The organism is Hansschlegelia quercus (assembly GCF_004310425.1).
Taxonomy (GTDB): domain Bacteria; phylum Pseudomonadota; class Alphaproteobacteria; order Rhizobiales; family Methylopilaceae; genus Methylopila; species Methylopila quercus.
In genome coordinates this window covers 106,358-121,622 of sequence record NZ_SIUB01000003.1, presented here as the reverse complement: position 1 = coordinate 121,622, position 15,265 = coordinate 106,358, and the positions used below count along the sequence as shown (strand labels likewise).

The following is a 15,265-nucleotide window of genomic DNA, read 5'->3' as shown; positions in this document are numbered from 1 at the left end:
GGTCCCGGCTCTGCGCCGTGCTTCGGCCGGGATGACGCGTCAGTCGTCAGGTGTTCATCGACTCGAAGAAGTCCGCGTTGGTCTTGGTGGACCGCAGCTTGTCGAGCAGGAACTCCATCGCGTCGACCGTGCCCATCGGGTTCAGGATGCGGCGGAGCACATACATCTTCTTGAGCTGGTCGGGCGGAACGATGAGCTCTTCCTTGCGCGTGCCCGAGCGGGTGATGTCCATCGCCGGGAAGGTACGCTTGTCGGAGACCTTGCGGTCGAGGATGAGCTCCGAGTTGCCGGTGCCCTTGAACTCCTCGAAGATCACCTCGTCCATGCGCGAGCCGGTGTCGATCAGGGCGGACGCGATGATCGTCAGCGAGCCGCCCTCCTCGATGTTGCGCGCCGCGCCGAAGAAGCGCTTGGGGCGCTGCAGCGCGTTGGCGTCCACACCGCCGGTCAGCACCTTGCCGGACGACGGCACGACGGTGTTGTAGGCGCGGCCAAGGCGGGTGATCGAATCCAGCAGGATGACCACGTCCCGGCCGTGCTCGACGAGCCGCTTGGCCTTCTCGATCACCATTTCGGCGACCTGCACGTGACGCTGGGCCGGCTCGTCGAAGGTGGAGGAGATCACCTCGCCCTTCACCGAGCGCTGCATGTCGGTGACCTCTTCGGGCCGCTCGTCGATCAGCAGCACGATCAGGTAGCACTCGGGATGATTGGCGGCGATCGCGGTCGCGATGTTCTGCATCATGACCGTCTTGCCGGTCCGCGGCGGCGCGACGATCAAGGCGCGCTGGCCCTTGCCGAGCGGCGCGACGATGTCGATCACGCGGGTCGACATGTCCTTCTTGGTCGGATTGTCGATCTCCATCTTCAGCCGCTCGTCCGGATAAAGCGGCGTCAGATTGTCGAAATGGACCTTGTGACGGACCTTGTCGGGGTCGTCGAAATTGATCGTGTTGACCTTGAGCAGCGCGAAGTAGCGCTCGCCGTCCTTCGGGCTCCTGATCTGCCCCTCGACCGTGTCGCCGGTGCGCAAGCTGAAGCGGCGGATCTGCGAGGGCGAGATGTAGATGTCGTCCGGACCCGGGAGATAGTTCGCGTCGGGCGAGCGCAGGAAGCCGAAGCCGTCCTGCAGCACCTCGACGACGCCGGTGCCGATAATGTCGACCTCGCGGGCCGCAAACTGCTTGAGAATGGCGAACAGCAGCTCCTGCTTGCGCAGCGTGCTTGCGTTTTCGACCTCGAGCTCGTCCGCCTGGACGAGCAGTTCCGTCGGCGATTTCGCCTTGAGGTCGAAGAGCCTGATTTCGGGCATCGAAGGCCTTTGAATTATAGAGTCCGGCTCGGTCAGACGTGAGACGTGCGCGGGAACTTGGATATGGAGGAAAGTGCGCAGGCGGAGGAGGGGATCGTCCGCGAACCGGAATGCGTCCGTCGGGTGGGAGGTCTAGTCGCCGGGCGCTGCGCGCGCCGGCCGGACCTTGCGCTTGCGCGCCTACGCCGACTTCGAGAGGAGTTTCCTCATAAACGCTGAAATCTCGCGCGACAAGCGCAATCGCGCGCCGTCATTCCGTTTTCGCGAAAGATGGGCTCAGAACGGCTTCACGATGACGAGAATGACGATACCGAGCATCAGCACGGCGGGGACCTCGTTCATCACCCGGTAGAATTTCGACGACCGCTTGTTGGCGTCGTTGGCGAATTCGCGCGTCCACTTCGACAGCATGCCGTGGATGCCGGAGAGCAGCACCACCAGCAGCAGCTTGCCATGCAGCCAGCCCGACGTGATCCAACCGCCCTGCCAGACGAGAAACAAGCCTGCGAGCCAGGTCACGATCATCGCCGGCGTTGCGATCCCCTTGAGCAGGCGGCGCTCCATCACCTTGAACGTCTCGGATTTCTCGGAGCCTGTGGTCGCCTCGGCATGATAGACGAACAGGCGCGGCAGATAGAGCATCGCGGCCATCCACGAGATGACGGCCACGACGTGCAGCGCTTTGATCCAGAGATAGAAATCCACGCGCGGCCTGCCTTGCTAACCCTGACCCCGGAGGCGGGGAGCGGGACCCTAGCGCCGGTGGCGCCGCCAAGCTAGGGTCCGCGCCTTCGCCCGCGCCCGAGGATTCCGATGGACCGCTCCGTCTCCGACGACACGCATTTCGGTTTCGCCGAAGTCAGGCTCGACGAGAAGCAGGGCCTGGTCGACGAGGTGTTCCACAAGGTCGCCTCGCGCTACGACCTGATGAACGACCTGATGTCCGGCGGTCTCCACCGGGCCTGGAAATCGGCGATGACCACCGCGATCGGCCTGCCGCGCGGCGCGCGGCGGTTCGACATGCTGGACGTCGCGGGCGGGACCGGCGACATCGCCTTCCGCGCGCTGAAGTCCGGCGGGCCCGGCGTTTCGGTCACGGTGTTCGACATCAACCAGGCGATGCTCGACGTCGGCGCGGCGCGGGCGGCGAAGCGCCGGCTCGGCGATCGCGTGACGTTCATCCAGGGCAACGCCGAGGATCTTCCGTTCCCCGACCGCTCGTTCGACGCGGTCACCATCGCCTTCGGCATCCGCAACGTGCCGCGGATCCCCGTCGCGCTGAAGGAGATGCGCCGCGTTCTGAAGCCCGGCGGACGACTTCTTGTGCTCGAGTTCTCCAAGGTCGACGTGCCGGGCCTCGCCAAGGTCTACGACGCCTTTTCGTTCGGCGTGATCCCGCGGCTCGGCCAAATGGTGGCGGGCGATGGCGAGCCCTATCGCTATCTCGTCGAGTCGATCCGCCGCTTTCCCGACGCCGAGACCTTCGCCGGCATGATTTGCGACGCCGGCTTCGAGCAGGTGACCGCGACGCCGATGACAGGCGGGGTCGCGGCGCTTCATGTCGGTTTCCGGATCTGACGCCATGATCGCCCCTCGACAGGCCGGCCTGCCCGCGTGTTGAGGGCGCTTCCCAATCTCGTCCGCCTCGCCCGCGCCGGCTTCGTCATGGCGCGGGAGGGCGCGCTCAGGCTCGTCGACCCGATCGAGCTGCCGCCTTTCGCGCGCACGCTGATCCGCGTCGGCCGCATCATCGAGCGCAGCTCAGCGAAGGATGGCGGGGTCGGTCTCGCCCGCGCGCTGCAGCGGCTCGGGCCGTCTTACGTCAAGCTCGGTCAGTTCCTCGCGACCCGGCCGGACGTCGTCGGTTTCAAGACGGCGCGCGATCTCGAACTGCTGCACGACCAGGTCGCGCCCTTCCCTCAAGGAATCGCGGAAGCGCAGATCCTCGAGGCGCTCGGACGGCCGCCAGCCGACGTCTACGCCTCGCTTGGACCAGCGGTCGCCGCCGCCTCGATCGCGCAGGTCCACAAGGCGACGGTGATCGATCTGGACGGCGTCGAGCGCGCCGTCGCGGTCAAGATTCTGCGGCCGGGCGTCACCCGCTCCTTCGGGCGCGATCTCTCCGCCTTCTTCGCGGTCGCCAGGCTGATCGAGCGCTGGGTCCCGAAGGCGCGGCGGCTGAAGCCGATCGTGGTGGTGGAGACGCTTGCGCGCTCTGTCGCGATCGAGATGGATCTGCGGCTCGAGGCGGCGGCGCTGTCGGAGATCGCCGAAAACACGGCGGCCGATCCGGGCTTCCGGGTTCCCGGCGTCGACTGGGAGCGCACCGCGCGCGGCGTGCTCACCATGGAATGGGTCGACGGCGTAAAGCTCGCCGATCGCGAAGGCCTCGCCCGCGCCGGCCATGACCTGCCTGCTCTCGGCCGGCACCTGATGCAGACCTTTCTGCGGCACGCGATGCGCGACGGCTTCTTCCACGCCGACATGCATCCCGGAAACCTGTTCGTCGACGCCTCCGGCACGCTGGTCGCGGTCGATTTCGGCATCACCGGCCGCCTCGGCCTGAAGGAGCGCCGCTTCCTCGCGGAGATCCTGCACGGCTTCATCGTGCGCGACTACAAACGCATCGCCGAAGTCCACTTCGAGGCGGGCTATGTGCCGGCGGAGGAATCGATCGCCGAGTTCGCACGTGCGCTCAGGGCGATTGGGGAGCCGATCCACTCGCGCACCGCGGACCAGATCTCGATGGCCCGCCTGCTCACCTTACTGTTCGAGGTGACCGAGCTGTTCCAGATGCAGACCCGGCCCGAGCTGCTGATGCTGCAGAAGACGATGGTCGTCGTCGAAGGCGTCGCGCGCACGCTCGACCCGCGGCTCGACATGTGGCGCACGGCAGAGCCTGTGGTCCGCGAATGGCTCGAGCGCAATCTCGGGCCCATCGGGATCGCGGAGAGCGCCGCCTCGGAGCTGCGGCAGCTCGCGCGGGGTCTCGCGGCCGGCCCCGAACTCCTGCTGCGACTGGAGCGCATCTCTGTCGATCTCGAATATGTCGTGCGCGGCGGGTTGAGCTATTCGGAAGAGAGCATTCAGGCGATCGTCTCGGGCGTCCGGCGGACCATGATCTGGTCGAACGTCGCGCTCGCGGCCATCGCGGTCGGCGTGTTGGTCTATCTGTTCGGTCTGCCGCATTGACGCCGGCAAGTCTGACGTCGGCAGGCCTCCGGCGAACCGTGGAGCGCCTATGAGCTCGCCCGCGCGCATCCTTCTCGTCATCGGCGGCGGTATCGCGGCCTACAAGTCGCTCGACCTGATCCGGCGGCTGAAGGAGCGCGGCCATTCGGTGCGCGCGATCCTGACCGCCGCCGCCGCCGAGTTCGTCACGCCGCTCTCCGTCGCCACGCTGACCGGCGAGCGCTGCTTCCAGAGCCTGTTCGACCTCACCGACGAGCACGACGTCGGCCACATCCGGCTCGCCCGCGACGCCGACCTCGTCATCGTCGCGCCAGCGACCGCCGATCTTCTCGCGAAGCTCGCGAACGGTCTCGCGAACGATCTTGCCTCCACGGCTCTGGTCGCGACCACGGCGCCGGTGCTTGCGGCGCCAGCGATGAATCCGACCATGTGGGCGCATCCCGCCACGCAGCGGAACGTCACGCGGCTGAAGGAGGACGGCGTCGCCTTCGTAGGGCCCGAGACCGGGCTCATGGCCGAGCGCGGCGAGAATGGGCTCGGGCGGATGAGCGAGCCGCTCGCGATCGTCGCCGCGGCGGAAGGCCTGCTCGGATCCGGTGAGAAGCCGCTCGTCGGAAAGACTGTGCTCGTCACCTCCGGGCCGACCCACGAGCCGATCGACCCGGTGCGCGTGCTCGCCAACCGCTCCTCGGGCCGCCAGGGCCACGCGATCGCCGAAGCCGCCGCGCGCGCCGGCGCGACGGTGACGCTGGTCACAGGGCCGGTCGCCATTCCCGATCCTGAGGGCGTCGCCGTCATCCGCGTCGAGACGGCGCGCGAGATGCTGGCGGCGGTCGAAGCCGCCCTGCCCGCAGATGCCGCCGTGTTCGCCGCCGCGGTGGCGGACTGGCGGGTCGCGGAAGATTCAGGCCAGAAGATCAAGAAGGGCGCCGGCGGTCCGCCCACCCTCGCGCTGGTCGAGAATCCGGACATCCTCGCGACTGTCGCGAAAGGCGCGAGGCGCCCCGCAATCGTGGTCGGCTTCGCGGCGGAGACGGAGCGCGTCGTCGAGCACGCCAAGGCGAAGCTCGCACGCAAAGGGGCGGACTTCATCGTCGCGAACGACGTCTCCGAGGCCGGCGGCGCGATGGGCGGCGAGGACAATTCCGTCCACATCGTCGGGCCGGAGGGCGTCGAGAGCTGGCCTTCCATGACGAAGCGGGCGGTCGCCGCAGCCCTCGTCGAGAGAATCGCCGCGGCGCTCGGAGCCAGGACGTGAGCGCGCTGCGCGTCGTCGTGCTGCCGCACGGCCGGGGCCTGCCCTTGCCGGCCTACGAGACCGAGGGCGCCGCAGGCATGGATCTGCGCGCGGCGGTTGAGGACGGCGACCCGATCGTGATCGTCCCGGGCGGCCGCGCCCTTGTCCCGACTGGACTGGCGCTCCAGATTCCTGCGGGCTTCGAATGTCAGGTCAGGCCGCGCTCGGGACTGGCTGTGAAGCACGGGGTGACCGTGCTGAACGCCCCGGGAACGGTCGACGCGGATTATCGCGGCGAGGTGAAGGTCCTTCTGATCAATCTGGGAACTGAGACGTTTTCCGTTGGGAGGGGCGATCGCATCGCTCAGCTCGTGATGGCGGCGGTCGAAAAGGCCGCCCTCGTTCAAGCGGACCGGCTCGATTCCAGCGAACGGGGGGAGGGCGGATTCGGTTCGACGGGGCGGTGACCCGGAAGGAAAAAATCGATGAACCTGTTGCCGCGCCGGAGTTTGTTGGCTGTCGCCGCCGTCGTGGACATCGCCTATCACGCGCGTCCGACCCCGATCGCCGCCAAGACGCTCGCCGCGCGTCATGGCCTGCCGCCCCGGCATCTCGAGACGCTTCTGCAGGTCTTAGTGCGCGCAGGCATTCTCAAGGGCGTGCGTGGACCGCGCGGCGGCTATGAGCTTGCGCGCGAGCGCCGCCGCATCACCATCGCCGACATCGTTCGCGCAGCGCTTGGCGAGCCTGAGGATCCGAGCGAAGTGGCCTTGCGCGAGCCCGAGCCCGGCTCGGAGGCCTCCCCGCTCGTCGGCAGCGTCGTGATGCCGATGATCCGCTCGGCCTCCGAGGCCTTTCTGGAGCGCCTCGACGAAATCACGGTCGAGGAGCTTTGCGCCGAGGCGGAGCGCCGCCATGTCTTTGGGGAAGAACGCCCTCTTTATGATTTTACGATCTAAGAACGTATATCATAGAGTTTATCGACAGTTGTCTGTGCGTTGACTACGATGCCCCGCCAAGAGGGAAACAGCGCCGTCCAGATTGCGATCGGACGACAGGGAGAACCGAGATGAGCCAGCCCGCTCTCAAGACCGCGGAAGAGTCGGCCCGCGCGCCGGGCCGCAGAAGGATCTACGATTCCATTACCGATACGATCGGCGACACGCCGCTGGTTCGGCTCGACCGCCTAGCCGCGCACAAGGGCGTCAAGGCCACCATCCTGGCCAAGCTCGAATTCTTCAATCCGATCTCGAGCGTGAAGGACCGTATCGGCGTCGCGATGATCGACGCGCTGGAGCGCGACGGCGTCATCAAGCCAGACAGCGTCCTGATCGAGCCGACCTCCGGCAACACCGGCATCGCGCTGGCCTTCGTGGCCGCGGCGCGCGGTTACCGCCTGATCCTCGTGATGCCCGAGACCATGTCGATCGAGCGCCGAAAGATGCTTGCGCTGCTCGGCGCCGAACTGGTGCTGACCGAAGGGCCGAAGGGCATGAAGGGCGCGGTCGCCCGCGCGCAGGAGCTCGTGCAGGAGATTCCGAACGCGGTCATCCCGCAGCAGTTCGAGAACCCGGCGAACCCCGAGATCCACCGCCGCACGACCGCGGAGGAGATCTGGAACGACACTGACGGCGCGGTCGACTATTTCGTGGCGGGCGTCGGCACGGGCGGCACCATCACCGGCGTCGGGCACGTGCTGAAGTCGCGCAAGCCGGGCGTGAAGATCGTGGCGGTCGAGCCCGAGGATTCGCCCGTGCTCTCCGGCGGGCAGCCCGGCCCGCACAAGATCCAGGGCATCGGCGCCGGCTTCGTGCCGGGCGTGCTCGACCGGTCCGCGATCGACGAAGTCGTCACCGTCGGCAACCAGACGTCGTTCGAGACCGCGCGGCTTGTCGCCCGTCTCGAAGGCGTGCCGGTCGGCATCTCGTCGGGGGCCGCCGTGGCCGCGGCGCTGGAGATCGCCGCGCGTCCGGAAGCGGCCGGCAAGACGATCGTGGTGATCATCCCGAGCTTCGCCGAACGCTATCTGTCGACGGCCCTGTTCGAAGGGCTCTGATCGCGGCCTCGTCATCCCGGACGGCTCGCAAGCGTTGATCCGGGATCGTGAGCTCTGTTCTAAGGACGATCCCGGTTCGCTTGCGCTCCGGCCGGGATGACGCTCAATTCACGCCGCTTCCCAGACCTCTCCAGGCCTTAGGGCTCGAAACCGTTCCGGGGCGATCGCTGCTTTGTCGAGCGCGGTCGCTAAATCCTTCGCGGGCGCGTCGATTGCCTCCGCCGTCAGCCGGAAGACGCCCCAGTGGCATCCGATCGCGGCCTCCGCGTTCAGCAGCTTGAACGCCTCCACCGCCTCGGCCGGGTTCATATGCTGGTCGCCCATGAACCAGCGCGGCTCGTAGGCGCCGATCGGGATGATGGCGAGCCGGAAGGGACCGAGCTTTTCGCCGGCGGCGCGGAAGATCGTCCCGGGGCCGAACCCGCTGTCGCCCCCGAAATAGACCCTGCCGGCGGCGCCGAAATCGAGCGCGTAGGCGCACCAGAGCGCCTTGCGCCGGTCGGTCACGCTGCGCGCCGACCAGTGATAGGCCGGGGCGAGCGTGGCCGTCACGCCGTCCTCAAGGGGCACGACGGCGCCCCAATCATAAGCCTCGGCCGCGCTGGAAGGGTCGTTCGCTTTGATGATGGCGTTGTTGCCAAGCGGGACGATCACCCGGGGCCGATCGCGCTTCTCGATCCGCGCCAGCGTGTCGAGGTCGAGATGGTCGTAATGGTTGTGCGACAGCAGGACGACGTCGATCTTCGGCAGGTCGTCGAACGCGATCCCCGGCGCGACCACGCGTCTCGGGCCGGCAAAGCCGACGGGCGAGGCGCGCTCCGACCAGACCGGGTCGGTCAGGATGTTGAGCCCCGCTGCCTGGATGAGGTGCGTGGCGTGGCCGACGGCCGTGACGCGCAAGGCGGAGCCCTCGACGCGGGCAGGCGGCTTGGCGGCCCAGAACGGGCTCGGCCAGCTCTCCGGCCATTCGACCCTGTCGCCGAGCCAGATCGCGCGGATCGTCTCGATCGGCGTCTTCGCCCATTTGTGATCGGGATTGAAGAAGCGCAGGCCATCGAAATGATCGGTCGGCGGCCCGGAATAATAGGGGTTGCGGTTACGGCTCCAGCTGAACCAGCCGGCTCCGGCGGCGGGAAGGGCGAGCAGCGCCAGCAGCAGCTTGCGGCGGGTCATGCAGACGTTCCTAAGCTGCGCTTCGCGCGCTGGATGGCGTGCTCAAGCTCCTGAAGGAAGCGCGAGCGATCGGCCGGGCGGAAGGATTTGGGGCCGCCCGTGATCTCGCCGATTTCTCTCAAGTGGCTCATCAGCTCGCGAGAGGCGAGCGCGCTTCCGATCGAGGCTGACGTGAACGGCCGCCCGGTCGTGCCGATCGCCGCCGCGCCCTTGGCGAGGCAGCGCGCGGCGAGCGGAATATCCGCCGTGATCGCGACGTCATGCGGCCGGATAGCCTCGGCGATCCAGTCGTCGGCGACGTCCGGACCTTCCGGCACAAGCTGCAGGCGCACGCGGCCGCCGCGCGGGGTGACCATGAAGCGGTTGGCGACCACGACGACGTCGAGATCGTGGCGCTCCGCGACGCGGTAGACCTCATCCTTCACGGGACAGGCGTCGCCGTCGACGTATAGGGTCGGGGTTATCCGGCCTTCGCTCAAACCTGCGGTCTCCATCGGCGCGCAGGCTGAGATAAGCTCGCCCACATTGACTTCCCAGCGGTTTGTTACGATCTTGGACGCCAAGCGGCCGATGCGCCGTCCGCGTTGCCCTCGTGCGTTCCGCCACGGGGTTTTTCGCGTTTTGAACGACCCCTTTGTCGTCTAGAGGAGACTGAAGCCATTCGTCGACCCATGAGGCCCGTCGCGCCCGCCCAGAAGGACGGTCCCCGCGTCAACAAGGAGATCCGCGTCCTCGAAGTTCAGCTCATCGACGCCGAGGGAGCCAATCTCGGCCCGACCAAGATCAACGACGCGCTGCAAGCCGCGGAGGATGCGGGGCTCGATCTCGTGGAGATCGCTCCGAATTCGGTCCCGCCCGTTTGTAAGCTGCTCGATTACGGCAAGTACAAGTATCAGAACCAGAAGAAGGCCGCCGAGGCTCGCAAAAACCAGAAGATCGTCGAAGTCAAAGAGATCAAGATGCGCCCGAACATCGATGATCACGACTACGACGTGAAGATGCGCGCGATGCGCCGGTTCTTCGAGGAGGGCGACAAGGTCAAGGTGACCATGCGCTTCCGCGGTCGCGAGATGGCGCATCAGGATCTTGGGCTGAAGCTTCTCGTCAAGGTCCGCGAGGAAGTCGCGGAGGAAGCCAAGGTCGAGAGCGACCCGTCACTCGAAGGACGGCAGATGACGATGGTGCTTGCGCCGCGCTGACGGGGCGCGCCGTTCACCAACTTTGCAGGAAACCGCCGCCCCGCCGGCGCTTCCCTTGCTCGGTCTCATCCAAGGGTATAGTGCATCGATTGGTCGCGGGCGGCGGCTGACGTCCCGACGCCGTCTTGGCGGAGCTTTTGATGCACATGACGATCGACGCTGGCCAAGCGCCAGACGGTTTCGTTCCGACGGGCGAAATGACCCTTCTCATCGTTGATGACGACCGCGCGTTCGTGCAACGCCTCGGGCGCGCGATGGAGGCGCGTGGCTATTCCGTTACTGTTGCAGAAACGGTGCGGGACGGCATCGAGAGCGTCGACCGCGCCCCGCCCGCCTTTGCGGTGGTTGATATGCGGCTTGGCGACGGCTCGGGCCTCGACGTCATCCAGGCCTTGAAGACGCGCCGCCCGGATGCGCGCGGCGTCGTCCTCACCGGCTACGGCAACATCGCGACGGCCGTTACCGCCGTGAAGCTCGGCGCGGTCGATTACCTTGCCAAACCCGCCGATGCCGACGAAATCCATAACGCGCTGGTCGCCGGCGACCACAAGCCGGAGCCGCCGGAGAATCCGATGTCGGCGGACCGCGTGCGGTGGGAGCACATCCAGCGCGTCTACGAGCTCTGCGGCCGCAACGTCTCCGAGACCGCCCGCCGGCTCAACATGCACCGCCGGACCCTCCAGCGCATTCTCGCCAAGCGCGCGCCTCGCTGATCGACGCGCCCGCGCAACTTTGAGCGCGCCCGTCGGTTGATCTGGATGAACATCCAGAAACCCGCTCTCCTCGACGCCGACGCCGTCATCTTCGACGTCGACGGCACGCTCGTCGACACCGTCGACTTCCACGCCGAAGCCTGGCGCCGCGCCTTCGCTGAATTCGGGCGCGACGTCGCCTTCGACGCCATCCGCAGCCAGATCGGTAAAGGCGGCGACCAGCTCCTGCCCGTGTTCCTGAGCGCCGACGAAGTCGACCGCGAGGGCGAGCAGCTCGAAGCGTTCCGCTCCGACCTGATCAAGCGCGACTACCTCCCGAAAGTGCGCGGCTTTCCGGGCGTCAGGGAGCTGTTCGACGCGCTGCTCGCCCGCGGCGTCGTCGTAGCCCTCGGCTCCTCCGCCAAGGGCGAGGAGCTCGAGGTCTACAAGAAGGCCGCCGGGATCGACGATCTCGACCTCGTCGAAGTCACTTCGGAAGACGCCGAGCGCACGAAGCCGCATCCTGACATCTTCTCAGTCGCAATCGAGAAGACCGGCGTCCCTGCGGCGCGGACGATCGTCGTCGGCGATAGCCCCTACGACGCGGAAGCGGCTGGGAAGGCCGGCGTCAGGACGATCGGCCTGCTGTGCGGGGGCTTCGACGAGGCGACGCTGCGCGAGGCCGGGGCCGTCCAGATCTACCGCGATCCTTCAGAGCTCGCCGCGGCGGTGCGAAAGGCGGGCTGAGCGGCCGCCCCCGTGAAGATCGCGACCTTCAACATCAACGGCGTCAACGGCCGGCTGCCTTTGCTGCTGAGATGGCTCGCCGAGGCTGAACCGGACGTCGTCTGCCTGCAGGAGCTGAAGGCGCCGCAGGAACGCTTCCCCGAAAGCGCGTTTAGGGAGGCTGGTTACGGCGCCGTATGGCAGGGCCAGAAGAGCTGGAACGGCGTCGCGATCCTCGCCCGCGGCGCAGACCCGGTCGAGACGCGGCGCGGTCTGCCCGGCGAGCCCGAGGACGTGCAGTCGCGCTACATCGAGGCGGCCGTAAACGGGGTGCTGATCGGCTGCCTCTATGCGCCGAACGGCAATCCCGCGCCCGGCCCGAAGTTCGACTACAAGCTGCGCTGGTTCGCCCGCCTGAAGGCGCATGCGGCCGAATTGCTGGCGCTCGATGCGCCCGTCGCTCTCGTCGGCGACTACAACATCATCCCCACCGAGCTCGACGTCTACAAACCCGAGCGCTGGACCGACGACGCGCTGTTCCGCCGGGAGGCGCGCGTCGTCTTCGAGGAGCTCACCGCATCAGGTTGGTCCGACGCGCTGCGGACGCTCCATCCCGAGGAACGGCTCTATACGTTCTGGGACTACTTTCGGAACGCCTGGGGTCGCGACGCCGGGCTCCGACTCGATCACATCCTGCTCAATCCGACGCTCGCCGCCCGATTGCGCGCGGCCGGCGTCGACCGCGCCGTTCGGGCCCAGGAGAAGGCGAGCGACCACGCGCCGGCATGGGTTGAGCTCGGCCGCGCCGGATCGCGTCGCTCGAAGGCGTCCAAACCGTGAAGACGCGCTCGCGGCGTTACGCCTCATATAACAAAACACGTAGGTACTAATTGTAATTGCACTCGCGTCGATCGTGGATCGTTGTGCGCCAAGCTGGAGTGTGTCTAACTTTTCCCGCCTGCTGTCTCGTCGGAGAGCGCGCATTCCGCACGGGAGACGATGATGCTGACCTCTTCGAGACGCGACGAGAACGCGCGACCGAAACGCTTGCCCGAACGCATCGTGGCTCCGCCCGTGGCGCAGGTTCTCCCGGGATCGACCGCCCTGTTCCTGAGCGAGACGGTCGACGGCCTCGATGACGGAGCGCACTTCCTGGACGGGCTGAACGCTGAGGAGCTGTCCCTGGTGCGTTCCTGCGGCCGGGCAATGGAGGTCCCGGCGGGCGAGCCGGTCTTCACGCAGGGCGAGCGGCACGACGGCATCTTCATCATCGAACGCGGCCGTGTCCGAGTGTTCTACGGCGCGCCGTCAGGTCGCGAGATCACGCTCGCTTATTGGACGCCGGGCCATTTCATCGGCGGTCCGAGCATGACAGGGGGAGGAACCCATGTCTGGTCGGGCGTGGCGCTGGACGATTGCCGTATCCTGAGCTTGTCGGGATCGGCCCTGCTCGCGCTGATCACCCAGGTTCCGAGCTTCGCGGTCTGCCTCATCGAGGGGCTCGCCGCGAAAGGCCGGTGCTATTCGGCGATGGCGCAGATGCTCGGCACCCGCTCGGTGATCGAGCGCCTGGCGCAGTTCCTTCTCAACGTCGGAGATCTCTACGGCGTCCGCGAGGGCAGGGCGATCGTGATCAGCCGGAAGATCACCCACGACCAGATCGCCGCGATGGTGGGCTCGACCCGCCAATGGGTGACGATGATGCTCAGGCGGTTCCACAACGAAGGCTTGGTCACCGTCGACGCGCGCGGCATCCGCATCTCGAAGCCGGAGCGGCTGAACGAGATCGTCTTCAGCGAGAGGGACTGATCCTCCCCCAAGATCGGCCCAATCGCTTACCACTCATCAAGAACAGACCCGCGAAGTTCTTCGCGACGGGCAGCTGCAGACGCTTCTCGAAGATTTTAAGCCGACCCGCTGCCGATCCGCATCGTGCCTGTCGAACGCCGCGGGTCCTTCGAGGACTTCGCGGCAACCGGCTGCGGAGGAACGTCCCGATAAACGAAGTGCGCCACCCGTTGCGCTCTCAGTTAAGCAGACGGTTGCCGGACCGACACGAAGCGAAAGGCCGCTGATCTCTCGACAGCGGCACCTCAGTTAAAGGGGGTGAATGGCGGAGAGGGTGGGACTCTCACCCACCACCCGAACTCCTTAGAAGATCAACGATCCGCGTCGCCAGTTTCTCGTTCTGTGTACCACCACTGTGGACCCCTTACAAATGCTTTCGTAAATGCGGCGGCCGATTGAGAACCCCCTAGCAGCTTGGTCATCATCTTCGCCTCACGATCTCCATGCGCTCTGGGCGTCATGCAAAGGCGAGGAAGGCGTGTCCAGCGCCGTCGATGAAGCCGGCACTTGGCGATGCACTGATCATGGTGCCGATCGACATTCTACCGGGCGGTCCGTCCAAGCCATCTGTGGACTTGCTTGGTCATAGCGCAGGAGAGAAGCCTGTGGTGCTGTCTAGAGCCGGCAGAGCTGAGCGGGCTATCAATGCGAACGAGCGTCCAACAAACTTGGTCAGTTACGTGGGTGCTCACGTCATCCTATGAACCGACTAGGATGATGATCACGAAACCGTGATCGGGCGAGTTCTACAATCCACGTGTCGTATGCATCGTCTGCTCTGAAGGTCGGATCCAACAAGGATCAGCAGATGACAGAGTGCAGTTTTTTCCACATTGAAGGCTACGGGCGGAAGCCGCTCGTAGGCAAGCGCCCGAAGCCGGCGCTTGATGGCGTCGTGGCCGAGGCCGAACGCCGCCCCGGGTTTTGCGCCCATGTGGCCAGCCCTCTCCCGCCTCAGATCTTACTGGGCATCACGCCGACTCAGGCAGCCGAATTTGCGGTGGAGCAGGCGAGCCGCGCTCGCAACGCTGCTAGCCGCAGGATCCGGTCCATCGACATTGTCATGTATGCAGGGGTTGTCTCTTATCCGGTTGAGGCTGGAAAGGTCGTGAGGCGGCACGGCGATAAGGCTGAGGTCATCGACCCGCTCTACACCGCTTGGCTCAAGGAAAACCTGGTCTGGTTAGCCCGCGAGTTTGGAGACGCGCTCGTTTCGGTTGTTGAGCATCTCGATGAAGCCTATCCGCATGTCCACTTCTACGTGCAGCCACCTCTTGAGGAAGGGCGGCTCCGGCTTGATCGCGTGCACCGGGGCCGCAGGGCGCAGGTCGGCGTGACCGATAAAAGTGAACAGGGCCGCGTCTATTGCTTCGCCATGAGCAGGTGGCTTGATGACTATCAAGCTGCCGTAGGAGCGTCCTTTGGACATGAGCGTTTCGGACCTAAGCGCATGCGGACCTCACGCTGGTGGCAGATGGAGAAGCGCCGCGTCCAAAACCAGGCTAACGCGGTTGCGGAGGCGGCACGACTGGCCGCTGAGCGGAGCGTGGTCGAGACCAAGAAGAAGCTTCACAGCCAGCTGCTGTTGCTGAAGGAGGAACTGTGCCGGACGAGCGACACTGAAGCGCTGCAGCTCATTTTCCACGCCGAGCGGCGGAAGTTGCAACAGCGACTTGACGAGGCCGACAAGCGCGCGGCTTTGGACGCTCGGCGCATCGCCAAAGCGGGGGCGATGTTGAGGGCAGCCGGCCTACTTCCAGATATCGGGCCGGGCGAGTTAAACGCACCCGCCGCATGCTCGGCGAGGTAGCCTCTGGCCGGACGCGAGGA

General features: G+C 66.3%; 16 protein-coding genes. 12 read left to right on the top strand and 4 right to left on the bottom strand.

What is annotated here, in order from left to right; translation table 11 throughout:
- Window positions 1–46 precede the first annotated feature (46 nt).
- Window positions 47–1,312 (bottom strand): transcription termination factor Rho, encoded by a 1,266-nt coding sequence (gene rho / locus EYR15_RS07535; protein WP_131002660.1) that lies wholly within the window; start codon window positions 1,310–1,312, stop codon window positions 47–49.
- A 276-nt stretch (window positions 1,313–1,588) separates the two neighbouring features.
- Complete coding sequence (gene hemJ, locus EYR15_RS07530) at window positions 1,589–1,963, bottom strand: protoporphyrinogen oxidase HemJ (protein WP_245498225.1); 375 nt, start codon at window positions 1,961–1,963, stop codon at window positions 1,589–1,591.
- A 162-nt stretch (window positions 1,964–2,125) separates the two neighbouring features.
- On the opposite strand from hemJ, the gene ubiE reads away from it, so the two are divergent.
- From ubiE to cysK, 6 genes are all read left to right on the top strand, one after another.
- On the top strand, window positions 2,126–2,890 hold the full coding sequence (gene ubiE, locus EYR15_RS07525; RefSeq protein WP_131002656.1) for a bifunctional demethylmenaquinone methyltransferase/2-methoxy-6-polyprenyl-1,4-benzoquinol methylase UbiE: 765 nt from the start codon (window positions 2,126–2,128) through the stop codon (window positions 2,888–2,890).
- Window positions 2,891–2,926: 36 nt separating this feature from the next.
- Entirely contained in the window at window positions 2,927–4,504 is a 1,578-nt protein-coding gene (gene ubiB / locus EYR15_RS07520) for a 2-polyprenylphenol 6-hydroxylase (RefSeq protein WP_131002654.1), read from the top strand.
- Window positions 4,505–4,553: 49 nt separating this feature from the next.
- Window positions 4,554–5,762: a bifunctional phosphopantothenoylcysteine decarboxylase/phosphopantothenate--cysteine ligase CoaBC gene (gene coaBC / locus EYR15_RS07515; RefSeq protein WP_131002652.1), complete on the top strand. Its 1,209-nt coding sequence runs from the start codon at window positions 4,554–4,556 to the stop codon at window positions 5,760–5,762.
- Entirely contained in the window at window positions 5,759–6,208 is a 450-nt protein-coding gene (gene dut, locus EYR15_RS07510; protein WP_131002650.1) for a dUTP diphosphatase, read from the top strand. The genes coaBC and dut overlap by 4 nt, the downstream gene beginning before the upstream one ends.
- A gap of 18 nt (window positions 6,209–6,226) precedes the next feature.
- Window positions 6,227–6,700 (top strand): RrF2 family transcriptional regulator, encoded by a 474-nt coding sequence (locus EYR15_RS07505; protein WP_131002648.1) that lies wholly within the window; start codon window positions 6,227–6,229, stop codon window positions 6,698–6,700.
- 110 nt (window positions 6,701–6,810) lie between these two features.
- Window positions 6,811–7,797, top strand: a complete 987-nt coding sequence (gene cysK / locus EYR15_RS07500) for a cysteine synthase A (RefSeq protein ID WP_131002646.1) — start codon at window positions 6,811–6,813, stop codon at window positions 7,795–7,797.
- A gap of 108 nt (window positions 7,798–7,905) precedes the next feature.
- Here cysK and EYR15_RS07495 read toward each other — a convergent pair whose 3' ends face one another.
- Together EYR15_RS07495 and EYR15_RS07490 are read right to left on the bottom strand one after the other, a co-directional pair.
- On the bottom strand, window positions 7,906–8,970 hold the full coding sequence (locus tag EYR15_RS07495) for an MBL fold metallo-hydrolase (RefSeq protein WP_131002644.1): 1,065 nt from the start codon (window positions 8,968–8,970) through the stop codon (window positions 7,906–7,908).
- Complete coding sequence (locus tag EYR15_RS07490; protein ID WP_131003272.1) at window positions 8,967–9,464, bottom strand: YaiI/YqxD family protein; 498 nt, start codon at window positions 9,462–9,464, stop codon at window positions 8,967–8,969. Before EYR15_RS07490 ends, EYR15_RS07495 begins: the two co-directional genes overlap by 4 nt.
- Window positions 9,465–9,629: 165 nt before the next feature.
- Between EYR15_RS07490 and infC the strand changes: the two genes are divergently transcribed.
- The 6 genes from infC (at window position 9,630) to EYR15_RS07460 (ending at window position 15,245) form a co-directional block, all read left to right on the top strand.
- Window positions 9,630–10,169, top strand: coding sequence for a translation initiation factor IF-3 (infC, locus tag EYR15_RS07485; protein WP_205741603.1), 540 nt, complete (start codon window positions 9,630–9,632; stop codon window positions 10,167–10,169).
- Window positions 10,170–10,315: 146 nt separating this feature from the next.
- Window positions 10,316–10,882, top strand: coding sequence for an ActR/PrrA/RegA family redox response regulator transcription factor (locus EYR15_RS07480; protein WP_131002640.1), 567 nt, complete (start codon window positions 10,316–10,318; stop codon window positions 10,880–10,882).
- Window positions 10,883–10,927: 45 nt separating this feature from the next.
- Window positions 10,928–11,608, top strand: coding sequence for an HAD family hydrolase (locus EYR15_RS07475; protein ID WP_131002638.1), 681 nt, complete (start codon window positions 10,928–10,930; stop codon window positions 11,606–11,608).
- A gap of 12 nt (window positions 11,609–11,620) precedes the next feature.
- On the top strand, window positions 11,621–12,427 hold the full coding sequence (gene xth / locus EYR15_RS07470; protein ID WP_131002636.1) for an exodeoxyribonuclease III: 807 nt from the start codon (window positions 11,621–11,623) through the stop codon (window positions 12,425–12,427).
- Window positions 12,428–12,661: 234 nt separating this feature from the next.
- Complete coding sequence (locus EYR15_RS07465; protein WP_245498203.1) at window positions 12,662–13,396, top strand: Crp/Fnr family transcriptional regulator; 735 nt, start codon at window positions 12,662–12,664, stop codon at window positions 13,394–13,396.
- A gap of 847 nt (window positions 13,397–14,243) precedes the next feature.
- Complete coding sequence (locus EYR15_RS07460) at window positions 14,244–15,245, top strand: plasmid recombination protein (protein WP_131002632.1); 1,002 nt, start codon at window positions 14,244–14,246, stop codon at window positions 15,243–15,245.
- Window positions 15,246–15,265 lie beyond the last annotated feature (20 nt).